The 24,058-nt window shown below is 62.5% G+C and carries 17 protein-coding genes; 9 read left to right on the plus strand and 8 right to left on the minus strand.

The features are described from left to right. Positions 1-102: 102 nt before the first annotated feature. The 3 genes from J2D73_RS13845 to J2D73_RS21060 all read right to left on the minus strand — a co-directional run bounded on the left by J2D73_RS13845 (position 103) and on the right by J2D73_RS21060 (position 3,315). Complete coding sequence (locus J2D73_RS13845) at positions 103-870, minus strand: flagellar hook assembly protein FlgD (protein ID WP_207882190.1); 768 nt, start codon at positions 868-870, stop codon at positions 103-105. Positions 871-883: 13 nt separating this feature from the next. Further along, on the minus strand, positions 884-2,986 hold the full coding sequence (locus J2D73_RS13850; RefSeq protein ID WP_207882192.1) for a hypothetical protein: 2,103 nt from the start codon (positions 2,984-2,986) through the stop codon (positions 884-886). A 197-nt stretch (positions 2,987-3,183) separates the two neighbouring features. Further along, positions 3,184-3,315 carry a hypothetical protein gene (locus J2D73_RS21060; protein ID WP_279380936.1) on the minus strand — a complete coding sequence of 44 codons (132 nt, stop codon included), beginning with the start codon at positions 3,313-3,315 and terminating at the stop codon, positions 3,184-3,186. On the opposite strand from J2D73_RS21060, the gene flgE reads away from it, so the two are divergent. The 3 genes from flgE to J2D73_RS13865 all read left to right on the plus strand — a co-directional run bounded on the left by flgE (position 3,314) and on the right by J2D73_RS13865 (position 7,357). Beyond that, positions 3,314-4,624 (plus strand): flagellar hook protein FlgE, encoded by a 1,311-nt coding sequence (gene flgE / locus J2D73_RS13855; protein WP_207882194.1) that lies wholly within the window; start codon positions 3,314-3,316, stop codon positions 4,622-4,624. The genes J2D73_RS21060 and flgE overlap by 2 nt on opposite strands. A gap of 133 nt (positions 4,625-4,757) precedes the next feature. Further along, positions 4,758-6,272, plus strand: a complete 1,515-nt coding sequence (gene flgK, locus J2D73_RS13860; RefSeq protein WP_207882196.1) for a flagellar hook-associated protein FlgK — start codon at positions 4,758-4,760, stop codon at positions 6,270-6,272. A gap of 2 nt (positions 6,273-6,274) precedes the next feature. Further along, entirely contained in the window at positions 6,275-7,357 is a 1,083-nt protein-coding gene (locus tag J2D73_RS13865; RefSeq protein ID WP_207882198.1) for a flagellin, read from the plus strand. A 166-nt stretch (positions 7,358-7,523) separates the two neighbouring features. Here the strand turns inward: J2D73_RS13865 and J2D73_RS13870 are convergent, their stop codons facing one another. The 3 genes from J2D73_RS13870 to J2D73_RS13880 form a co-directional block, all read right to left on the minus strand. Then, complete coding sequence (locus tag J2D73_RS13870) at positions 7,524-8,792, minus strand: c-type cytochrome (RefSeq protein ID WP_207882200.1); 1,269 nt, start codon at positions 8,790-8,792, stop codon at positions 7,524-7,526. Then, the gene (locus J2D73_RS13875; RefSeq protein WP_026398564.1) at positions 8,789-9,247 is read right to left on the minus strand and encodes a (2Fe-2S)-binding protein; all 459 of its coding nucleotides are present in this window, start codon (positions 9,245-9,247) and stop codon (positions 8,789-8,791) included. The genes J2D73_RS13870 and J2D73_RS13875 overlap by 4 nt, the downstream gene beginning before the upstream one ends. A 337-nt stretch (positions 9,248-9,584) precedes the next feature. Beyond that, a complete protein-coding gene (locus J2D73_RS13880; protein WP_243429962.1) occupies positions 9,585-11,096 on the minus strand; it encodes a penicillin-binding protein activator in 1,512 nt (503 codons plus the stop codon). Between J2D73_RS13880 and rsmI the strand changes: the two genes are divergently transcribed. After that, positions 11,084-12,118, plus strand: a complete 1,035-nt coding sequence (rsmI, locus tag J2D73_RS13885; protein WP_207882202.1) for a 16S rRNA (cytidine(1402)-2'-O)-methyltransferase — start codon at positions 11,084-11,086, stop codon at positions 12,116-12,118. The genes J2D73_RS13880 and rsmI overlap by 13 nt on opposite strands. Before the next feature lie 4 nt (positions 12,119-12,122). Here rsmI and J2D73_RS13890 read toward each other — a convergent pair whose 3' ends face one another. Further along, a complete protein-coding gene (locus J2D73_RS13890) occupies positions 12,123-14,924 on the minus strand; it encodes an HWE histidine kinase domain-containing protein (RefSeq protein ID WP_207882204.1) in 2,802 nt (933 codons plus the stop codon). Between the two features lie 477 nt (positions 14,925-15,401). Between J2D73_RS13890 and J2D73_RS13895 the strand changes: the two genes are divergently transcribed. From J2D73_RS13895 to J2D73_RS13915, 5 genes are all read left to right on the plus strand, one after another. Further along, entirely contained in the window at positions 15,402-16,796 is a 1,395-nt protein-coding gene (locus J2D73_RS13895) for a replication-associated recombination protein A (protein WP_207882206.1), read from the plus strand. A gap of 10 nt (positions 16,797-16,806) precedes the next feature. After that, complete coding sequence (locus J2D73_RS13900; protein ID WP_207882208.1) at positions 16,807-17,781, plus strand: RluA family pseudouridine synthase; 975 nt, start codon at positions 16,807-16,809, stop codon at positions 17,779-17,781. A 3-nt stretch (positions 17,782-17,784) separates the two neighbouring features. After that, on the plus strand, positions 17,785-19,956 hold the full coding sequence (locus J2D73_RS13905; RefSeq protein WP_207882210.1) for an AsmA family protein: 2,172 nt from the start codon (positions 17,785-17,787) through the stop codon (positions 19,954-19,956). A 22-nt stretch (positions 19,957-19,978) separates the two neighbouring features. After that, complete coding sequence (locus tag J2D73_RS13910) at positions 19,979-20,725, plus strand: ATP12 family chaperone protein (RefSeq protein ID WP_207882212.1); 747 nt, start codon at positions 19,979-19,981, stop codon at positions 20,723-20,725. Between the two features lie 796 nt (positions 20,726-21,521). Continuing rightward, positions 21,522-21,734 carry a hypothetical protein gene (locus J2D73_RS13915; RefSeq protein WP_086643480.1) on the plus strand — a complete coding sequence of 71 codons (213 nt, stop codon included), beginning with the start codon at positions 21,522-21,524 and terminating at the stop codon, positions 21,732-21,734. A 40-nt stretch (positions 21,735-21,774) separates the two neighbouring features. Here the strand turns inward: J2D73_RS13915 and uvrB are convergent, their stop codons facing one another. Then, positions 21,775-24,012, minus strand: coding sequence for an excinuclease ABC subunit UvrB (gene uvrB / locus J2D73_RS13920; RefSeq protein ID WP_207882214.1), 2,238 nt, complete (start codon positions 24,010-24,012; stop codon positions 21,775-21,777). Positions 24,013-24,058 lie beyond the last annotated feature (46 nt).

The raw sequence follows: 24,058 nt of genomic DNA on the forward strand, positions 1-24,058 counted from the left end.
CCAGACGCCGCCTGAAACTCCTTCTGCAGAAAACCATCTTTCCGATCGTATCTACGGACGCCACGGCTACGCGCATTGTCGGGGATCGGCTTCCACTCCGCTTCACGCACCGGACGAGGTCGCCGACGATGCAGAGGACGATGCGCTGGTCCCTGAAAACGACGATACTTTCGACATATCGACCTGGGATGCGCCCATATCGACATAAATCACGCCGTCGCCCGAAGTGACGCCCGTGACCTTGCCTGACACGGTAAACGGCACCGCCGTTGTGTTGCCCGCAGAATCGCTTGTCTCGATCGCGATGTTGTAAGACCCGTCAGACAACTGATTCCCGCTGTTATCGACGCCGTCCCACGTCCATGTGTTGCTGCCAACGGCGGAGGTCAGTTCTTCTGTCTTGACCAGCGTTCCGGCGCTGTTGGTGACCGCAATCGCAATCGGCTCCGCACTCGTCGTCGTGAAGGACACGTTCGCCGCACCGCTTTGCAGCGGCAGCTCGCTCGTCGTCGCAATCGCTGTTTCCCCAACCAGAGAAAGGTTTGAGGACTCCTGACCGTCCTGCGTCAGATCGATCAGTGTCTGAAGATTCGTGTTCGTCTGCACCTGCTGTTCGACGCCGGCGAACTGCGCCAGTTCCGACGTGAAACTGTCGCTGCTCATCGGGCTGGATGGGTCCTGATTTTTCAACTGCGTCGTCAGCAGGGTCAGGAAAGTGCTATAATTACTCGAAAGGGACGCCAGCGCATTCGACGAGGAGCTGGTCGAGGAAGATGTCGTCGTCGATACGGAAGAGTTTGTCGCCGCAGCCGACTGAGCCGCCGACATGGCTGCTGACAAGGCTGAGGTCGTCGAGGATGTGGTTGTCATTGGCGCCGTTCTTTCACGCTGTAATGTTGAGGGCGCCGGAACGCCGATAGGGTGACGCAGCAAAAACTGATTCTGCCGGGTCGTCGGAACGACCGGTCGCGCCGGGGAAAGGCATTCCGCCGGAAAGCCGGCTGCCGCTGTCGCGACTGCTTCCGCCATACCCGCCGTCTCCAAACGCACTGAAGCCAAGATCGAACCCTCTGGACGCTCCGCTGTCGCCCCCTTGCGGCTGACCACTGGGCAAATCCTGCCGGGCGTCGCCACCGATATTTGAAGCAAGACCGAACGTCACCTGAGCGGATCGGGCGTCCACACCCGAACTTTCCAATGCTCGCGTCAGTTCGGTCCGATCAGTCTGCAACGACTGCAAAACGTCGGCTGCACCAGCTTCGATATGAATACGCAAGCCCTCAGCATTGTCGCCTTTGCTGATCGCGACATTTACAGAGGAATCCGTTCCGTCGAACGGAAGCGTCATGGTGACTACGGAGCTTCCATCCGCCGATCGTGCGACATCGATCTGGGCCGCCTCTCCGGAGTTCGCCTGAGTCGCGTGCGACATCCCGGTGTCGGGAAATGGCGCCTGCCCAATAGTCGAGGCGAGTTTCTGCTCCGACAGCACTGGAGCGAAGCCCATTTGAAGCGCGGCGGTAGCGCCCGGTGCGTCGCTCATTGCAATGCCCTGCCCGCCGGCAGACAACGACCGTCTATCTTCGTTTTGCCCGGAAGAGTCGCCACGAGGCCGATCACCTGCGGTGGCCAGCGGCCGCGTGCTCAATCCGGTCGGAACAGTTGAAGTTATGTCCGGACCATTCGCGGCCTGAACGTCACGTCCGTTGAGGTTCGCCTTCTTCGTCACGTCCGGTAGCGGCGAGACACCTCCACTCTGCTGTGCTGCGGCGGCCGAGGCCACGCCAACTGTGCCCTGAGCCACTTCGGGAGACGTTACAGAGGCCGCACTCACCCTTACAGCGTTCCCGACGCCCGCCGCGGATAGTTTTTGAGCAAGCGCGCGGACGCCAAGTTTCGCGACGCCGTTGGACGTCGCCGGGCCATCCGCCTGTCCACCGCTCGCCTGCAGCGTCGTAGCTTGTGCGCCGCCAGAGTTTCCTTGATCAGGCGAAGTCTGAGACTGCATGTCCGCCAAAGCTTGCGTATACGATGATCGCATATCTGCGGACATAGACGGAGCGTTCTGAGGAAGCGCATCAGCCACGACGTGCTCGTCAACCTTCAGCGCCTTCCCAGGCATGGCTTCGCTCGCCACGTCATCCGAGGTTACGGGCGCAACATCCTGAGCCTGCGATTTATCGTCAGTTATGGTCGCGAGTTGCGCACTCTGCATCACAGGCGCCTCCGGAGACGATAAGCCTGGGTTCACACCCCCCACCACATCGCCAGCGCTAGTCTCCCCTCCCTTCGTAAAAATCCGCGTGGCTGACCGGGATACATCCGGCGCAAGGATTATTGCGCCAGCAAACAGCTGCATCGTCGCCGTGCTCACATCACCCGAAGAGGCATCCTGCGATACGGAAGCGGATGAAGACACCGCTGCGTCGTCCTCATGACGCGCGCGACTTCCCTTCTCCGTCGACACGCCCGATTGGACCTGCACCGGCGCCGAAGCGACGACGCTCTGATTTGCGTCCTCCACGGTCATCGCCCGTAACGTCTGCTGATCATCGGCGGTCGTCGGATCGTCACTTTCCTCTCCCGGCTCCAGCGGACGAGCCTGAACGTCGCCGTCCGTCGCATCGACTGCCCCCTGCCCGTCGGCCGCCGATTTTGATCCATCCTGCATGCTCGCTTCGACGGTCGCGCGGCCGGACGTCGTCGCCGTTCCAGAGGAACCGCCGGGGGCGACCCGCGAAGCTGCAGTGGTGGGTTTGTTCGGTAACGACGCATCCTTAGTCGATACTGTCCGGGAAAAATTTACATCTCGTATAGACGCAGTCCTGCCGCCATCGGTCGTCTCGTTGGCCAGCACGCTTGAAAACGACCGACGCGCCTGCGTCGCGGATATCGAACGCGACGCGCCGGAACTGATGTCCGCGTCCTCGGACGAAGAAACCAACGGTGCAATTTTAGAGCCAGTCAAATGTACTATGGGCGTCATTAACGTTTCCGATCGTCCAGAACGTCTAGATCCCATGCAAAAACCGGGCCAACTCACATCCCGTAGTTCCGGTAAGGCTGGACTGCATTCCAGCCGAACGCATGACGCCCCATTTTTGCCTACTGGGCACAAATTGCCGATCAATATTGACCTACCTGAGAGTTTTCAGGCGTCACGTCGTCACCAATCGACTCACTCTAACGGCATCCAGCCGCGAACAGGGCGTTGAAGTGCGCTCCCGAAAAAGTTGGCACGATTCCTGCATAGAGTTTCAGCGTCGTGGTTCGGCGACGCTGGCCGTCGCAAAACCCGCCTGAGGAGTGTTTCATGTCGATTTTCAATTCTTTGACGACCGCCGTGGCTGGCATCAACGCTCAGTCCACCGCCTTCACCAATTTGAGCAACAACATCGCCAACAGTCAGACGGTCGGCTACAAGGCCTCGACAACAAGTTTTCAGGATTTCGTCTCCAATTCCCTCAGCTCCAGCAGCTCGGACGCCGTGTCCGACGGCGTCGGCGCCGTGACGCACACCTCGACGCAGCAGCAGGGAACGGTCTCGGCCAGCACCAACTCGCTGGCCGTCGCGATTTCCGGAAACGGATTCTTCGACGTTTCCAAGGAGACCGGGCAAGCCACGTCAGGGACCGAAAGCTTCAGCGATCAGCAGTACTACACCAGAAACGGCGATTTCTACGCGGACAAGAACGGCTATCTGGTGAATACGTCGGGCTATTATCTCGACGGATATCAGGCCGACGCGACCACAGGGACGCTCGGCACGTCGCTGACCCAGCTCAACGTTTCCAACGTCGTGTTCCGCCCCACAGAAACCACCAAACTGACCATGACGGGAGACGTCGGCAGCACGACCCTGCCGTCAAGCGGCGCCGCCACGACGACGACCAGTTCGACAATCTACGACTCCCAAAGCGGCAGCCACACGCTGGACGTCACCTGGACGCAGGATAGCGCCAACCCGCTGAAATGGACCGTCTCCGCCAGCGACCCGTCGGATTCCTCCGCCATAAGCGCAACGCCCTATACCGTCACCTTCGACTCAAGCGGGGCTATCGCGTCGGTCACCGATTCTTCCGGCGACGCCGTTGGCTCCAGCCTGAGCGGGGCTACCGCATCCATCCCCATCACCGCCAATTATAACGGCACGTCCCAGAGCATCGCGCTGAATATCGGCACGATCGGCAGCAGCAGCGCCACGACGCTTTCAACGACCAGTTCAACCAGCACCACGCCAACCCTGACCAGCGACAGCGTGACCAGCGGGACGTACGAGGGCGTCGAAATGGAAAGCGACGGCTCGGTCATGGCAGAGTTCAGCAACGGCGACACGCAGCTCGTCGGTAAAATCGCCCTGTCGAGCTTCGCCAATGCAGACGGACTGTCAGCTGTTGACGGACAGGCCTACGTCGGCACCGCCCAGTCCGGCTCCGCCACCACGGGCGTCGTCGGCGCCAACGGCACGGGCACGCTGGAGACCTCGTCCGTTGAGTCGTCCACCACCGACCTGACGTCCGACCTGTCGGGTCTGATCGTCGCGCAGGAAGCCTACACGGCGAACACAAAAGTCGTGACCACGGCGAACCAGTTGCTGCAGTCGACGATCGCCATGATCCAGTAAACCAATTTCATATATTGTTTACGGAAGCGGGATAGGCTGAACCACTGCAGAATATCCCGCAGGTTCGTCGGGTTTTATATCGTCTCTTGGAGCCCATATCCGCCGAAAGAGCGCAGTGCCGGAGAAGGTCAGGATGGATCTGAACTCATCGCTCTCGATCGCCACCAGCGGACTGGAAGCCACCCAATATGCGCTGGGCGTCGTCTCGCAAAACGTTTCGAACGCCAGTACAACCGGATATGTCGAGGAAATTTCGCAGGTTTCCTCTCGCGACAGCGCTGGCGTCGGGTCCGGCGTGTCAATCGGCCTTACGACGCGTAACGTCAACAACGCCCTGATGGCCGGGCTTTATACACAGAACGCCAGCGTGGCGGCCTTGACCGCAACAAGCGATTCGCTGTCCTCAATCACGGCATTACAGGGCTCGACCAGCGCGACATCCGGATCGAGCAACACGCTGTCTGACCTGCTGGGAAACATCTCCAACGACTTCACTGCGCTGGTGTCCAACCCGACAAGCGACACCGAACGCTCGACGGTTATCTCCGACGCCCAGACCCTGACATCGACGATCAATTCCCTGTCGAACGAGTATCAGACTCAACGTCAAAACGCGCAGGACACAATCGTCACCAGTGTTTCCGACGTCAATACGGACCTGACGACGATCGGCGCCCTGTCGCAACAGATCATGAAACTTCAGGTCACCGGCGCCAGCGTCGCTGACCTCGAGAACCAGCGCGCCAGCGCAATGTCCGATCTTTCGTCGAAAATATCTGTGACATTCACGGAAACATCGACCGGAGACATGCTGGTCAAGACGGCTGACGGCACGGAGCTGCCCACGCAGCCGTCAAGTAGTTCCGGCGTGACCATCCCGACCTCCACATGGCCTTTGTCGACCGAATCCGCCTCCGTCGACGCCACGAGCAGCTATCCCGGAACCACCTCGGGTTCCGCCATTCCTGACATCGAACTCAACGGCACCGACATCACCACCAGCCTGACCGGCGGAACTCTGGGCGCAAACATTCAGCTTAGAGACAGTGTTTACCCGACGATGCAGGCTCAGCTCGATTCCTTTTCCTATACGCTCGCCAATCGCTTCAACGCCGCAGGACTGACGCTGTTCACCGATGGAACAGGCAGCATGCCGTCTTCTTCGACAACAGCCGGCACTCCAGACGGCATTGTCGGCCTGGCCAGCACACTTGAGGTCAATCCGGACATCGTCAGCGACACGTCCCAACTCTCGCCGAACGGTTCGACGACGTTGGCGTCCGCAGTGCTGTCGACCGCCTTGGGTTCAGCGACAAATGACGTCTCCGGGACGCTCTCGGCGCCGAGCTCCGGGCTTGGCATGACCGGAACATTATCCACAGGATACAGCTCAACGCTCAGCCTCGCCAATCTCGCAACGACGCTGACATCCGCACAGGCTCAGGTCGCGTCTACGGCGTCTTCAAGCCTGACGACGGCGACGTCAGTCCAGACCAGTCTTTCGACGCAGGTCTCCAATGTTTCCGGCGTCAACGTGGACGATGAGATGTCAAAAATCGTCGCCTTGCAAAACGCCTACACGGCAAACGCAAAGATCGTCACGACTGTCCAAAGCATGTTCACAGCCCTTCTGGATGCGATCAACTGATCATGAGCACCAGCATCGGACAATACGGAGCCTCTGGAACATTATATGTTCTCGAACAGGCGATCTCGAACCTCAACACTCAGGAAACCAATCTGAGCGGAGAAGCGTCGACAGGCGTCACCTCCACAAGCTACGCCGGACTGGGCGACAACCGTTCGGCGGCGCTCAGCCTTGAACCTCAGATCACGGCTGTGTCGGCGTGGCAAGGCAGCATCACGACGGCTCAAGGCACGCTGTCCACGACCCAAACCGCCCTGACGCAGATATCGTCGATGGTGACGACGCTACAGACGAATCTTCTGTCCTTGAGCGGAAGTCTGGGGCAAAGCGAGTTGAAGTCGATCGTAAGCACCGCCACGAGCGACCTCGCCACTCTGGGCACTCTCCTGAACACATCGTCGGGTTCCGGCTACGTCTTCGCTGGCACGGACGCCAACGACCCACCAGTCACCGACCCCAGCGGCCTGAGCACCAGTTCGCTCGCACAGGCGACGTCGTCCGTCGTCTCCTCTCTGTCGTCGTCGTCGGCTGCAAGCGTTCTCGAGCAGGCGACCGCTCTCGCGACCGGGACAGGTTCGAACGCAAGCTATTCAGTTTTCTCGTCCGCCCTTTCAGTCGACGGAACATCCGCGTCCTCCCTTCAGAGTTCCGCCGTTATCGGTTTGAACGATACCGTCAGCGTTGGAATGATCGCGACCCAGGGCTCTGACGCCACGGCCACATCCACAGGTTCGCCTATCCGCGATTTGATCCGCAACCTGATGGTTGTCGCTTCGTTGGGATCCGCCGACACGTCCAGTACGCAGTTCTCCGACTTGATCAGCAGCCTGCAGGCGTCAACTTCCTCCATCTCAACATCGCTGACGAATGAGGAAGGGCTTCTCGGCATCAGTCAGGATTCGCTTTCCTCCCAATCGACGATGCTGTCCACGATGAGCACGATGCTCAACACCCAATTGGACAACGCAAAATCTGCCGACCTCGCAAGCGTATCGGTGCAAACGACAGCAATACAGAATCAGCTCGAAGCGTCTTACTCTCTTGTCGCAAGCCTCAAGAGCATGACGCTCGCGAGTTACATCTAAACTGGCACAAAAACAAAAAAAGAGTTCGCATTCGAACTGTTTTTCGCTCTTGCCATCCCTTGCGATTGTGCCGAGCAAGAACGCGCCAAAAGCGCGTTCTCAATGCCAGGGGCATTCAAAACAGATACGGGAGCCCCCTAAACCAATACAGCAAGACCTCATCTCATCAATTGCTGCTGTCGCGCGCCTTCGTCACTTCCGTCACATCGACATGTCCCTGCGCATGCCCGATACTGGCGAGAACATAATTGGCGATGTCGGCGATATCGCGGTCGTCATAGCCATGACCGAATTCCGGCATGGAAGCCGCGCCGGTCTGAGTTTCAAGCGACGTCCCTTCGATCATGGCCTGCACGAGATTGCGACCATCTGAGGCCCTTGCCGTATGGCTTCTGTGAATATCGCCGAAATGCGTATTGCGCCCGTCACCGCTCTCCAGATGACAGCCTATGCAAGCGCCCTGATACAGGCGCGCGCCACGGTGGATCGACGCCTTGTCGGCCGCAGCACGCTCAACGACGCCGGTCTGCGACTGGGGCGGCACACTCCGAAGATATGTCACCATCGCGCGAATATCGTCCTGCGTCAGGAAGCGAAGGCTATGCCCCACGACCGACCCCATAGGACCGGCCGCAGAACCATGGTTCTGCGTATGCCCCGTCGACAGGTATTCAATGAGCTCCGCATCGGTCCAGGCGCCAAGGCCGTCTGAGCGATCGGAGGAAAGATTGTAGGCCAGCCAACCATCCGTCACATTCCCGGCGAAGGCGCGACCATCGGACGCCGCCATCATCCAGTTCCGCGGCGAATGGCATTCCTGACAATGCCCCAGCCCCAAGACAAGAAAACGTCCGCGATTCCACGCGCCTGAACGGCCATGATCGTCAGGATAATCCGAACGCGGACCGTATAGCAGATTCCAGCCGATCATGGCGGAACGCACGATCCCGTACGCGAACACGCCTGTATTCTCAGGTCGCAGCGAACGAGCCGGAGGCAACGTCTTCAGATAAGCCCAGATAGCCTGAGCGTCTCCCACACTCATCCTGCCGTAATCCTGATACGGCATAGCCGGGTAGAGACGTCCCTCCGGCCCTTTCCCTTCACGCACGGCCCGCACAAACGCAGCTTCCGACCAACCGCCCAGTCCGGAGTCGCGATCAGGCGTGATATTCCCCGAATAGATTGCGCCAAAGGGCGCAATGTCGAACTTCAGCCCACCGGCGAACGGAACGCCTCCCTTCGCCGTGTGGCAGACCTCGCAATCGGCTGCGCGGGTCAGATACTCGCCCCGCGCCACCAGATCTGCATGCGTGTCCGCTCTTGCGAAATTTGCCGAACAGAACGACAGAACGAAAACGACAGCAGCCGTGCATAACCGACCCACGCCGCACAAGCGACGGCGATGGTCGTTCGTCTCCCGGGGCCCATTCATGCGCCTGCCGCCGCGGCATTGTGGATGGCGGCCCGTATGCGGACATAAGCGCCACAACGGCAGATATTTCCCGACATCGCCGTATCAATCTGCGCATCGGTCGGGTTCGGCGAGCCTCTCAGCAGCGCTATCGCGGCCATGATCTGGCCCGGCTGGCAATAACCACATTGCACGACATCAATATCCACCCACGCCTTCATCACAGCGTCAGCAAGCGTATCGCCCGAAACGCCCTCGATCGTTGTGACAGAAGCCTCGCCAATGGCGCCCACCGGCGTAACGCAAGCGCGCGCCGCCTTTCCGTCGATATGGACCGTGCAGGCGCCGCATTGCGCGATGCCGCAGCCGAATTTGGTTCCCGTCAGTCCGAGAACATCGCGCAACACCCAAAGCAACGGGGTGTCGGGCGTGACGTCGACGGGGGTGTCCTGTCCGTTGAGCCGCAATGTGATCATGTCGTCTCCGCTACCGCCCCAACGCCAAACAATGCACAGGAGATGCGCCCGACGGCAAGCCGGATCGATTTCGCAACAAGCCGTCCGCACTGAACGCATCAAAACGCAATTCGAACATCTCACCTCTGACGAATAGCGACTTTCCGCGTTTCTCTACCGTAGCAATCCTCGCAACGCCCAGAGATCGCGAACCCGCACGACGTTTTCAAGATATGCGAGCCCGAATGGAGACGCGAGCAGCACCCCCTCGCACCGACGAAATCTTGAACGCCCAAACGCTAAAAATGCGCGCTGGATAGCCTCCAGCGCGCATTTCGAAAGACCGTTGGCTCCGGCGTCAGGAAGCGCCGGGCGCTGGCGCGGCCCGCCGCGACGCAGCGCTGACGAGGCGGCTTCCGCCGCCTGTCTGGACCTCGAAGATCGCCAGTTCGCGCGTCGTTCTTCCATCCGGCGTCAGAGCGAAGACGCCGTCGACACCCGCGAAACCCTGCTGCCTCGTCAACTCGGCGATCGGATATCCCGCGCCGCCGGTGGCGGTGTTCACAGCACCCGCCAACGCTCCGGCGTCGTAAGCCAGATCGGCAAGGGGCTTGGGCGTGCGATGCGTCTGGGCAAGGAACGCCTGCACAAAGGCGCGGCGGTTAGCCGGATCAGGCGCGGCGTACCATGCCCCGGCCAACCCGCCCAGCTTGCCGGCAAACGCCGCCCACAGCCCCGGCCCCATAATCCGCACCTTGTCCCTCGTCACCTTGTTCGCCGCGAGGGCATCAATCGTCGATTTGAGGGCGAGGCCAGTATCGCCAAGAAGCAGCGCGTCGAAGGGCGGTGCAGCCAATTCCGCCGGTGCCGTCGCCGCAGGCGTAGCGACAGCGCCAGAAGCGGTGGACTGCGCCCCTGAAGATGAGGCTGTGTCGTCCGATCCATCGAGAGGTTTTGGCGCGGCGACGGCCGAAGTGGCCCCCGGCGGATGATTGAGCGCCGCCGCAAGGTCCGGGGGAAGCGCGTCGGAAGCGCTCGAAGCCGCGCCATTGGCAGCGTCGACCCGACTTTGATACGCGGAAAGCGTGGCGACGCCGGTCGTAATCGCATCGGCCCCGGTCGCGTGATAGACGATCTGGGCCGGGGCCAGGCCACGCGCCTGACAGGACCGAGACAACGCCTCACCAAGAGCGCGCCCGAGCGGATTGTCCGGAAGAAAAGCAGCGAATTGCCGCCGTCCCTCGGCTTGAGCCGCCGACACCAGCCTGTCGACCTGCTGCTCAGGCGTGACGCCCAGAATCCAGACGCCGGGCTGCGCCTGAGCCACATCGCTGGTGAACGCCAGCATCGGCGTTCCCGCCTGTCGCGCCATAGCCGAAATCTGCCCCGTATCCGCGCCGGTCAGGGGGCCAAGAATAATGCCGTCCCCGGAAGCAAGCGCCGCCTGCATGGCCGCCGCAGCGCCGCCGGTCGTGGCCGTATCGTGCGCATCGATCTGCAACACGCCCGGATTGTTCCCTGCACCGCCTTGAGCGCCATGCCCTTGCGGGCCGACCGCGCGAGACACCGATCCCGTGACAGCCAGACGCGCGGCGGCCAGCATCTCGCTACCCAGAGCAGCGTTCGGGCCGCTTAGCGGAAGGAGCACGCCTATAGTCTTCGAACCCGTCGCCCCTGCTGCTCCGGCGCCGGCTTCGCCGCCGCCATTCGCGCATGCTGAAAGAGCCGCCAGCGCCGTGACGGCGGTCAACGCCATACAGCGCCGCCCCACGTAAGCGCCGACAAAGCCGCCTTCGGACTTGCGCGCAGCCCCGGATGGGGCGACAGCTTGGATGGCCCCGCGCAACAGGAAGCCGCATGTCCGATCCATCTTTCGCCTCTTCTTCTAAACGCCTCAGCGACGGGGACGACGCCGACGCCGCCCTCCCCCATAGCGAAGGATTGCGGCCACGTCATGTCCGCGATGACTCAACCGAGACCGACGCAGGGGAAGATCCTCCGGCTTACGAAAGCGAGGAACACGGACCCGTCCCGGGGTCACAACGCGGCGGCCTGACGCTGGTCGCAACGCCGATAGGAAATCTCGGAGATCTCCCCCCTCGAGCCGTCGAAGCCATGCGGGACGCCGATCTGGTGCTCTGCGAGGACACGCGCGTCACGGCGCGGCTGTTCTCCGAGCATGGCATCTCGCCACGATCAGAAGCCCTGCACGAACACAACGAGCGCCAGCGAACGCCAGCCCTTGTCGAGCGGTTGCGGCGGGGCGCGCGGATCGCGCTGGTCTCGGACGCGGGCATGCCGCTTCTGTCTGATCCGGGCTATCGCCTCACCCGCGCCACCATTGACGCGGACGTACCAGTAACAGCGGTGCCCGGCCCGAACGCAGCACTGACTGCGCTGGTACTGTCTGGTCTGCCGCCGCACCCTTTCCTGTTCCTTGGCTTTCCGCCGCCGCGTGGCGCGGCGCGGCGTAGCGCGTTCGCGACATTGCGCGCTGCTGAACTGGCGGGCCTGCGAGCGACCCTGATATGGCACGAGGCGCCGCACCGGTTGGGCGAGATGCTTGCCGACCTCGCCGCCGCCTTTGGCGACGGACGCGCAGCCGTAGTGGCGCGGGAGCTGACCAAGCGTTTTGAGGAAGTGCGGCGCGGCGGCACGGCGGAACTCGCCGCCGCCTACGCCGACAAACCGCCAAGGGGAGAGATTGTCGTACTGCTCGGTCCGCCCGACGAAGATGAGGCCGGGGCGGACGATCTCGATACGAGCCTGTCGCAGGCTTTGGAGACGCATTCGGTCAAAGACGCCGCCGCACTTGTCGCCGCCGCAAGCGGCCTGCCGCGAAAGCTGGTCTACGCCCGCGCTCTTGAGCTTTCCGCCGCCCGTAAGAAATGAGGTCTTAAGCCGCTTTTCGCGCCCCCAGCGCATCTATGATGGCCGAAATCACGGTCCGGACTTCGTAAGGTTTGGCGATGACCGGCGCATCGCTAAACTCCTTCAGACTCTCGATGCGGTCTGCGTAACCGGTTGTCAGAATGAACGGCACGCCGCGCGTGCGCAGCGTGAACGCCACGGCCTCGCTGGTTTCATCGCCCAGGTTGACGTCCAACAGGACAACATCCGGTTCGGCGGCGTCTATGCAGACGATCGCCTCTTCGACCGAACTCGCCGTCCTCACCTTGCAACCTTCGAGTTCCCCGAGATCCTGCTCCACTTCGAGCGCGATCAGCAACTGGTCCTCAACCACCAGGACGTCGAGCCCATCAAGCGAGATATGGTCTCCCGTCACGCCGCCCAGATCGGCTCGTTCTTCATGAACGGCGATCCCGGCCTTTACGGGCGGGCCAAAACTTCCGGTCATCTGGGCTGCATCGACCCGTTCGACCCAATCGTCGCCGAAGCGCGCCTCCCCAGCGTAGCGGGCGGGAATTTCCAGCGTAACCTGCAAGCCAGCGGGATCGTAGGCGACCCGCGAAGCCCCCCCGAGTTCATATGCCATACCCCGCTCGATCAATGCGGAGCCAAAGCCACGCCTGACCGGCTCCCCAACCTGCGGTCCACCCTCCTCTCGCCAGGACAGGATCCACATCTTCCCGTCCGCCGACAGACGCCACTGAATGCGCACGCCGCCGCCGGATACACTGAGGGCGCCGTATTTCGCGGCGTTCGTGGCCAACTCGTGCACAGTCAGAGCCGTGACAGAAAGCGCCTCGCCCTCAAGCCACAAGGCGGGGCCATCCAGCACGATCGACCGCCGACCATCCGAGTACGGCTCAAGCTCACTCTCCAGCATGTCCCTCAACATCCCCCCTCCGGAGGTGCGGACAATCTGGTCATGAGCGGACGCGAGAGACCTTACCCGCCCCCGCATGTGGTGCAGATGCTCTTCCACCGCCCGCCCCTCGGGCGCCCGCTGCATAACGAGAGACTGCACGACGGCGAGAATATTCTTGACCCGGTGCGTCAGTTCCTCGTTCAGGGTGCGCAACCGCTCGTCGTTCGAAGCCCGCTCGGCGAGCATGCGCTGGTGGTAGGCTCCCATGACTTCAATCAACGCGGATCGCAGCAACCCCGCGACCTCGACGTCCTCATCGCTCCACGGCAGAGCATGTCCGATAATGAAATCGCCGTAGAGAGCGAAGGAATTCTCCGCTTTCGCATCGGCGTCTCGCTCGCTTCCCGCCGGAGCGTCTTCGAGAGCGTTTTCCGGGACAATAGCGCCGGTGTCCCCGGATTCGTCATGCTCCTGCCGTACTTCCTCGCGCAGCTTGTAGATGAGCTGCAGCGCCTCGTTACGAAACAGGAAAAGATAGTTTCCTGGTTCGGACGAAATCGGCACAACCATGACCCCGGCGATCCCGGGCGCAACAAGCGATACGTCGGAAAGCGTCCCGACCAGTTTGCGGGTGCTCCAAAGCTGTGAACCCGCGCGCTCGAGCGCCAGCTCCGCGAACGGTCCGACCACGCTCGGGGCGGCCCCACACGGCGTCCACTCTCCGCCCAACCAAAGAGCCGCGCCGTCACAAGGAACAAACGCCTTCAGTTCCGCGAGCCGGGTCCGTAAATGCATCGGCATGTCGGAAGCCCGGGCCGCCTCCTTCAGAAATCTATCGATGAAGGCAAGCGTGCCGCGCGTGTACCGCAGTCGGTTGGTCCGCAGCAACGTGACGATCTGAAGAGAGACGTACTCCCCGAACATCTTGACGAGAACGCGTTGCGCCTGGGTCAGTCGCCTAGGCGTCCTGTGGTGACAGACGAACCCGCCCCAGGGTTCGTCGTCTGCGATCAGGATATTGGATATGGCCGCCCGCGCATTCAGACATTCTAATGTCGCGCCAGCCCTAGTCAGATACGCAGGAGCAAGGCCGTCCGAAGTCGCTTCCGTAGCATCGACCGACGCGCGCTCACCCGACAGAACGGGAACAGGCTCAGCCCGCGTATCCGCCAGCATACGAAATCGCGTGCCGGGATAAGGCGGCAAATCGTGCGACGGCAGCAGGTTTTCGGCAAAACGCCGACGCAACAGGCTGGGCATTGCGGGATAGCGCGCTTCCGCCACCACCAGACTGAGCCCCTCTGGCTGATAACGGAAGAACACGACGCGATCGAAACGCAGCGTATCCCGCAGGAGACGGACAACAGCGTCGAACAGATCCGGAAGGGAGCTGATATCGCGCATCCGGTCGACCATTGTCCGGAGCGCCACCAGATAGGCTCCTGAATCTTCCCCGGGCACGACGGGTTCGAACTCGATCACCACGCGATCGGGCCCATCGAACGCCGAAACGTCGAACGCCTCGCCTGACGGCAAAGTCACGTGGAAGAACAAGACCGGGCGACGCACCCGTGGCGTCGCGCCCAATGCTTTCCTGATTGCGCGGGCCGCCTCGGCTCCCAGAAGCTGCTCGATAGAACGACCCGGAATATCCCCGGCTATCCCAAGCATTTCGGGCGCATTCGCCGAAAAATGCGTAGCTGCGCGCATAGCTGCGTCAAATGCGATGAGGCAACTGTGAGGCGGGACACTCGGCGGGATCGACCGTGTTTCCGTATAGGAACGAAATGTGGCGGTCGCCGCTCTCGTTATTTCCTCGTCAACCCGCATGTCCGTGTCGAAAGACCCGAACCAGCCCTGTCCGCCATCACCCCTTTCGGCGGCGTACAGGCAAGCGGAAGGACCAAGGGGACTTCCCACGTTCATGATGCGGGGAACTTCGAGGCGTCCGAAATCAGACTCCGGAAAGAGCAGCGCCTGAAGAGAGAAAAGACGGCACGACGTCGCCCGACCTTTCCGCCGTACTTTGGAGAAATTCTTCCCCCCCTCCGACTGATCGCCAACGCCGCTATAGTCATGCCCCCCGACATGTCGTCAGCAGCCGGGCGGACCGCCCCGATCCAGATCGCCCAGCTGCCTGCATTTTTAAGTTCTCATAACTCTCAAGACGGCACTTCGCAAATTCTTCGCATTTCCAATCGGCTTTCCTCTCCCTGCGCATAGTTCTCATGCGTCCTGTTCGCCTACGTCCCTTTTGCAAGCGCCTGCGTCGCCGGATCTTCCGCCGTCACCTTCCCTACTCTGTCGCTTTACGCTCAATCGCCGCCATGCGGCTCACCGCACCGCTTAACGGAAGGGCCCGACAGCGCTATGAACAGAGGATGAACATCAGCAGGCATCGTCATGGCGTCAAACCGTAACGCCCCCGACCCGGGCGACGATCTCTTCGGCGGAGGCCCGCCCGCCCCCGGCGGCGTGCAAACTGGGGAACGTGCGCCGTCCACCAGCGGGCGTCACGCCGCCACCCAGCCGCTCGCCGACCGCCTGCGTCCGCGACGGCTGCAGGACGTGGTCGGGCAGGATCACCTGCTCGGCCCTGACGGCGCGCTGACGCGGATGCTGGCGCGCGGAACGCTCGCCAGCCTGATCCTTTGGGGAGGGCCGGGCGTCGGCAAGACCACCATCGCGCGGCTGCTCGCGGACGCAGCTTCCCTCCGGTTCGTGCAGATTTCCGCGGTGTTCTCGGGTGTCGCTGATCTGAAGCGCGCTTTCGACGACGCGCGCCGCCTCGCGGGGGCGGGGCGCAGCACGCTGTTGTTCGTCGACGAAATCCACCGCTTCAATCGCGCCCAGCAGGACGGCTTCCTGCCTGTCGTGGAGGACGGGACCATCGTGCTCGTCGGCGCTACGACGGAAAATCCCTCTTTCGCGCTGAACTCCGCCCTGCTTTCGCGGTGTCAGGTGATGGTGTTGCGTCGGCTGGACGACGCGGCGCTCGAAGCGCTGCTCGTCCGGGCGGAAGAGGAAGCGAAGCATCCCCTCCCGCTCACCGAACCCGCGCGGGCGACATTGCGTGCGATGGCCGATGGCGACGGGCGATATCTGCTCAACATGGTGGAGCAAATTCTCGCGCTGAACGCGACAGAACCGCTTGACCCTCAGGCGCTCGCCTCGCTGCTGGCCAAGCGGGCCGTTCTGTATGACCGGGACCGGGAGGAGCATTACAACCTCATCTCCGCGCTGCATAAATCCCTGCGCGGCTCAGACCCTGACGCGGCGCTCTACTGGTTCGCCCGCATGCTGGAGGGCGGCGAGGATCCCCGTTACCTCGCGCGCCGCCTGACGCGTTTCGCCGCCGAGGACGTCGGCATGGCCGATCCGTCGGCGCTCCGGCTGGCCATCGCAGCGTGGGAGACGTACGAACGGCTGGGCTCACCGGAGGGAGAACTGGCGCTTGCGCAACTGGTCGTGCATCTTGGAACAGCGCCGAAGTCGAACGCCGTCTACAAGGCTTACGGCGCTGCGCGGCGCGCCGCCAAGGCGACCGGCAGCCTGATGCCGCCCGCTCATATTCTCAACGCACCGACGAAGCTTATGAAGGAAATCGGCTACGGCGCGGGGTATCAGTATGACCATGACGCCGACGACGCCTTCTCCGGCCAGAATTACTTCCCTGACGAGATGGAGCGGCAGAGTTTCTATCGGCCGACGGGGCGCGGTTACGAACACGAAATCAAGCGAAGACTGGACACATGGACGCGAATGAGGGCAAGCCGCGCCTCCGAAGAAGAAATGTGAGGACGGTATTATGAGCGTGGCCATGTTGACGGTGAGCGAGGACGAGGCCGACATCCGGCTCGACCGCTATTTCCGACGCCACTATCCGCACCTCACACAGGGCGCATTGCAGAAGTTGTGCCGCACGGGACAAATTCGTGTGGACGGCAAGCGCGTCGAGGCCAGCACGCGCCTCGCGCCTGGGCAGTCTGTGCGCGTTCCGCCGATCCCCGTGGCCTCCGGCCCCGCCCGCGATGCGCCAAAGACGCTGGACCCGCGTCTGGCGCGCGAAATTCAGGGCATGGTCGTCTATTCCGATAAGCAACTCATCGTCCTGAACAAGCCCTCGGGCCTCGCGACACAGGGCGGCCCCGGCATCACCCATCATGTCGACATGATGCTCGACGGGCTGCGCGAGGGGGACGATCCACGTCCCCGGCTCGTACACCGCATCGACCGCGACACGTCCGGCCTGCTGCTGCTGGCCCGCACACCGGGCGTTGCGGCGAAACTCGCCGCCCTGTTTCGCGGGCGCGACGTGAAAAAGACCTACTGGGCCGTGGTGGTCGGACGGCCCGACCCGCTTTCGGGAGAGATCGATCAGCCGCTCGCACGATTGGGCGCAGGTCCCGGCTCCATCACCGTGCCCGCGCAACGCGACGACGAGGACGCGCAGTTCGCTCGCACCGAATACGAAGTGCTCGACTCTGCTGGCAAAAAATTCTCCTGGCTGGGCCTCTCACCCCTGACGGGCCGGACGCATCAGTTGCGCGTGCATTGCCAGTCCATCGGCACGCCGATCCTCGGCGACCCGAAATACGGCGCCGAAAAAGCGCACGCCGACGGCTTCACTGACCGGCTGCACCTTCATGCGCGCAGCCTCGTGCTGCCGCATCCCGCGGGCGGATGGCTGGAAGTCAGCGCCGAATTGCCGCCACATATGCGCGAGACTTTCCGCGCGCTCGGGTTCACGGCTGGCTCCACGCCAGCGCCGCGCAGGAGATAAGGCATGGGTTTGAAGCGCAGGATCGGCGTCGCCGCTGGCGGGCTGGCCATCGTTCTGGTCGGCGCGACTGCGGCGTCGGCGCTTATGGACGCCGACTGGCTGCGCGCGCGCCTCGTCAACGCGATGCAGCGCCAGACCGGGCGGCAGTTGAGGATCGACTCGCTGCATGTCTGGCTGCTCCCCTATCCATGGATCGACGCCAAAGGCGTGGGGCTGACGGACATGCCCGATGGCGGGCGGGTCGAGATGTTCACGGCGGAAGAGGTGCGCGCCCGACTGGCGCTGACGCCGCTGTTCTCCCACCGGTTCGTGCTCGACGACGTGACGTTCATGAAGCCCTCCCTGTCGCTGGAGCGGAGTGACGACGGGCGCGCCAACTGGCGTTTCGCCGCGCCGCCTCAAATCGCGACGACCGGTGAAGAAAAGTCCGATAGCAGTGCGCATGTGCGGTGGAACGTCGCCGTCGACGCCGTCCACGTGCGCGAAGGCTCCCTTACCTGGGACGACCGCGTGCGTCGCATGTCCGGCGCGACGACGCTCGACAAGGCCGATATTTCAGGCCTGACCAACAACGTCGTTTCCCTCGACATTCATGGCCGCCGCGCCGCCGCGACCTACACGCTGGCTGGATCAACTGGCCCGTTCCCGCCTTTCGCCGTCGCCCCGGGGACGCCGCCCTGGCCCGTTCACCTGACCACCACTCTCGCCGTCGACAAACGCCCTTCCGGGGCGCTGCATGTCGATGGCGCGATCCAAAACCCGGCGAACGCCACCGGCTACGCATTACAGATCACCGGGACGCTCGACGACCTTCGTTCCCTGAACGCGCTGTTTCCACACGCAAATCTACCGGAGTCGAGAAACGTCTCCCTTCAGACAGCCGTCAGCGGCGACGGCGCGGCCGCGGTCCTGAAGACTCTGCATCTGCACGCGGGATCGACCGACCTCCACGCTGTCCTGCCGAATCTGCGGACAAACAGCCTGGCCTTCGACGCTTCGCAACCCACCGACCGTGTTGCTGTGGCGGTGGACGGCAAGCTGGGAGACCAGATTGTCAGTTTGCACGGCCTGCTCGGGACGCTTGAAGAAACCGGACGAGCATTGCGCGCGCCTGACGATCAGGCCCTACCGGTGAAGCTCGCCCTTGTTGAAGGGCAGTCGTCGCTTACGCTGGACGGCGTCGCGGGCGGGCGTCGCACGGCGCTGGACATCCACGGTTCACTGCCATCCCTCGCCTTCGGTCCAGAAAAACCAACGCTGAACGGCCTGAAAGCCGACGGTCACGTCTCGAGCGACGCCCCTGTGTCGGTCCTGCGCGCGCATGACCCGACGGCGCTGATGCGCGCGACACAGGCGACGCTCGACGTCGCGGCGCAGCGCGTGACGTGGCGTTCCGTGGCGTGGACCGACTTTTCGGCGCACGTCACGCTCGACAAGGACGTTCTGACGGCGGACCCCATACGCGGCTCCGGCTCCGGCGTCGCGCAGACGGCCCGCTTCACCTACGACGCATCAAACGAAACGCCGCATCTGACCATTAGCGCTTCCCCCATAGTCGTCCCCTCGACGGCCGCCGCGTTCTGGTCGGGCGCACAGGGCCTTGTCGATGGATCGCTGCAGATCGTAGGCGACGTATCCGCCGACGGCGCATCCGCAGCAGCGTGGCGAAGCAGCCTGACCGGACATGCCGGAGCGTCGATGGTCGGCGGTCGCGTGAACGGCGCGGTGCTGGCCAGCCTGATTGGCCAGAGCATTCCCGTCCACGGCAATATCGGTCTGCGTTGCTTCGGCGCGCATATGCAGTTTGCGGACCAGCGAGCGACGATCGACCGGCTGGGGCTGGAAGCCGATCTCCTGTCCATGAGCGGGCATGGAACCGTCGGCCTTGCCGACGGAGCGCTGGACCTGCATCTGCTTCCGCATATCGGCGTCGGCGGCGCGTCAGCCTCATCCCCCGTCGGCGTCGGCGGCTCGCTCGCCTCCCCATCGCCGCACCTGGAGCCGGGGTCGAACGGACGTTTCGCCATCACCGTCGGCGGAAGCGGCGGAGAGGCGGACCCCTGCCCCGATCTTCTGGCCGCAGCCCGCGAGGGAGGTCCAGGTCCGGCCGCGGCTCCGGCCTCCACCCGGAAAGCTGACAAACTGATGAACCTGCTGCACGGGTTGTTCCATTGACGCACCGGACGAACGGACGCCCATGAGTCCACGCCCTGTCCCCGGCTCATCGTCCGGCCTGAAAAAACGCTTCTGGAGCGAAGCGTCCATCGTTGACGAGATGGAGGAGTTCGGCGTCGCTCTCGACGGGCGCCCTGTCCGGCTTCCCGGAGGGGCGCCGTTGCGCGTGTCGTCTCGGGCGCTGGCCGAGGCGCTGGCGGAAGAATGGAGCCGCGCGGGGCGGGACGATGTGGAGAAGCGCTTCGGGCCGCTCGACCTGCCGCTGACCCGGATCACCGGCACAATGATAGAGCGCGTCGCGCCGGACCGCACCCATTCGATCAGCACGCTTATGGAATACGGCAAGAACGACGCACTGTGCTACTGGACCGACGAAGGCGGAGCGCTTGCTGAGCGGCAGCAAGCCGAATTGGCGCCGTGGCTTGCGTGGAGCGCCACGCGACTGGGCGCCAATCTGGTCAAGACGACTGGCCTGATGCCCGTCACGCAGCCACAGGAAGCTCTTGAGCGGCTTGAAGCCACGCTTGTTGCGGCGTCTGATTCCGATCTGGCTGGTCTGGGCGTGGCGGTCCCGGCGCTCGGGAGTCTCGTGCTGGGTCTCGCGCTTATGGACGGCGTCCTGCCCGTGGACGACGCCGTCTCCCTGACGACTCTGGACGAGCAGGTGCAGATGGCGCGGTGGGGCGAGGACAGCGCGCTGCTTGACCGGATTGCGACTATCGCCGCCGACCTTTCCGACGCTGCGCGTTTTATGACTCTTGCGCGCTGAAATCGCACCCACAGGGTCTCGCGGGCGAAAATTATTCCGTCGTTTTGTAACGAACCTGCTGTGACGTTTCTGTTTGCGCCCCGATTTTGGGATGTGTTCCCGAAGTCGTCGGGGGCGAGATTGGCACATCAGAGCTTTTTTTATGGCTGAACATTTGCAGCTTTTGCTTCGGTCCTGAGTAGCCGTCACCCGCATTGTGCGTTGGCAGGATCAGCGCCCGCACAGCAGATTATGTCACGCCGCGGCGCCCCTGCGAGCCCTTGCGTTCAGCATGGTCGGCGCTCCGCCGCCATTGATCGAAATTCGTCACAACTTCGGGGACCGCGGCGCTTATCGTCAGATATCGATCAAAGCAAGACATTGAAATAAAACGCATATATTTATTTTCTCCGCGCAGTCGACATCTTTTTCTGGTACGCTGACCGCTCTCTCGACACCGCCCAACACGCCGCGAACCATTCCTGTCATCACGCAGGCAAAACCGCGAGGCGCCGTCGCGTCCTCCCCGCCGACTCGCAGTGTTCGAGAGATTTCGCGTCCATTTCCATGAATGGGCTAAGGCCGCCGCAAGGTATTGAACCGTTACGCGCCTGCTCTTCTATCGGCATAACAGCGAAAAGATGTCCGTCATCTTACAAATACGCCACGATTTCGCCTTAGAGCCGCGCTTTATCTCACAACACAAAATAACCGAACCGCCAGAGACAGTTGGTAACTTGCAACTCTGACGCAGCCGGGAGCACGGTCGGCGCGAACGCAACGGCGGCGCATCGTCGGGACAAGCTGGAAAGGGAACATGATGGAGCACTCCGCATATCAGACGCCCGGTGACACTCTCGCCACGCGAGCGCGCAACTCTTGGCAAGTCGGGAAGATGGGAGGCGTGACGCGCAGCACGCCGGAGCGCATCCGACGTAAGGCCGCTCATCTCTTCGCCACCTTCGCCATGGGCGCATGGCTGTTGCTGGCGGTGGTTCCGTTCGTCGTGGTGCTGGTCGAGATCGGTTGAGCCTGAACGCGATCTCCACCTGAGGCTTTGAAAATCTCCCTCAGGCCGAAGTGGTCTTCCGCGCCTTTCCCCTCCCGGAAGCTCCGCTGCGCCTTTTCGAAGGGTCGTAGCCTCCGCCCCCCGGCCCCAGCGGCGTCGGAGCAAATTCCTTCTTCCGTCCCGAAGCCTCGCCCTTACGCCCCTGGCGCGACGTGGCGACAGGCGGCGGTTCGAGCCCAAGTTGCAGCGCCTCGAGCCGCTTGACCTCGTCGCGCAATCTTGCGGCTGTTTCGAATTCCAGATCCGCGGCAGCGGCGCGCATGCGCTTCTCCAGTTCGGCGATGCTGGCCTCCAGAGACTTGCCGACAAACTCCTCGTTACCCTCCTGCGTCGGCGCGACCGTCACATAATCCTGCTCGAACACCGAATTGACGATAGAACCGATCTGCTTGCGGACGCTCTGAGGCGTCACCCCGTTGGCGGCGTTCCATGCAGCCTGCTTTTCCCTGCGGCGCGCGGTCTCCTCGATGGCGTATCGCAGGCTGTCAGTCATCTTGTCGGCGTAGAGGATCACCCGGCCGTCCACGTTACGGGCGGCGCGGCCAATCGTCTGAATCAACGACGTGCGAGAGCGTAGAAAGCCTTCCTTGTCCGCGTCCAGAATCGCGACCAGAGAACACTCGGGAATATCCAGTCCCTCGCGCAGCAGGTTGATGCCGATCAGCACGTCGAACGCGCCCAGGCGCAGATCGCGGATGATCTCGATCCGCTCCAGCGTGTCGATGTCGGAATGCAGATAGCGCACCTTGATCCCCGCCTCGTCGAGATACTCGGTCAGATCCTCCGCCATCCGCTTGGTGAGCGTCGTGACCAGCACCCGCCCCCCCTTCGCCACCGTGTCGCGACATTCGGCAAGCAGGTCGTCCACCTGCTTCTCGACGGGACGCACCTCTGTCACGGGGTCGATCAATCCGGTCGGGCGAATCACCTGCTCGCTGTACGTGCCCTGCGTCCGTTCCATCTCCCATGGTCCCGGCGTCGCGCTGACGAAGACAGTCTGGGGGCGATAGCTCTCCCACTCCTCGAATTTCAGAGGGCGGTTGTCGAGACATGACGGCAGCCGGAAACCAAACTCCGACAGTATCGACTTGCGCGCGTGGTCTCCGCGCTCCATGCCGCCGATCTGCGGCACGGTGACGTGGCTTTCGTCCACGATCAGCAACGCATCCTCGGGCAGATACTCGAACAGAGTCGGCGGCGGCTCCCCGGCTTTCCGACCCGACAGATAGCGCGAGTAGTTTTCGATGCCCTTGCAGACGCCCGTCGTCTCGATCATCTCCAGATCGAAGGTCGTACGCTGCTGGAGGCGTTCGATCTCCAGCAATTTGCCCTGTTTCGTGAACTGGTCGAGCCGCTCGCGAAGTTCCTGCTTGATGGAGACGACGGCCTGATTAAGCGTAGGGCGCGGCGTGACGTAGTGGCTGTTTGCGTAGAGGCTGACCTCTTGCAAATCTGCGGTCTTCTCACCCGTCAGCGGATCGAATTCGATGATCTGGTCGATCTCGTCCCCGAACAGGGTCACGCGCCACGCGCGGTCCTCATTCTGTACGGGAAAGATATCGACGCTTTCGCCGCGCACGCGGAACGAGCCGCGCACGAAAGCCGCGTCATTACGCTTGTACTGAAGCTCAACCAGCGCCTTGATCAGCCTGTCCCTGTCGATCTCTCCGCCCGCCTCCAGACGGACGACCATGCGCGAATATGTCTCGACCGATCCTATGCCGTAGATACAGGACACGGAAGCGACGATGATCACGTCGTTCCGCTCCAGCAACGCCTGCGTGGCGGCGTGGCGCATACGATCGATCTGTTCGTTTATCTGGCTGTCTTTTTCGATGTAGGTGTCGGTGCGTGGCACATACGCTTCCGGCTGGAAATAATCGTAGTAGCTGACGAAATATTCGACCGCATTATTTGGAAAGAACTGCTTCATCTCTCCGTAAAGCTGCGCCGCCAGCGTCTTGTTCGGGGCGAGGATTAACGTCGGCTTCTGCGTCGCCTCAATGACCTTCGCCATGGTGAAGGTCTTGCCGGACCCGGTGACGCCAAGCAGCACCTGATCCCGCTCGCCCTCCATGACCGCCTTCGACAGTTCGGCTATGGCCTGCGGTTGATCGCCCGCAGGCTCATATTCCGAGACCACCTCCATCCGGAAGCGCTTTTCCTTCGCCGGAAGCCGCTCGGGCTGGAACAGAAGCGCTGGATTAGCTTGCAGGGAGGATCGGGAGGGTGCGGCCATTGAAGAAAAATGGGCGCTTCGGTCCGACGCCGCAAGTCATCTCGCA

It is taken from the genome of Acetobacter sacchari (genome assembly GCF_017377715.1).
In the GTDB taxonomy this organism is placed as follows: domain Bacteria; phylum Pseudomonadota; class Alphaproteobacteria; order Acetobacterales; family Acetobacteraceae; genus Acetobacter; species Acetobacter sacchari.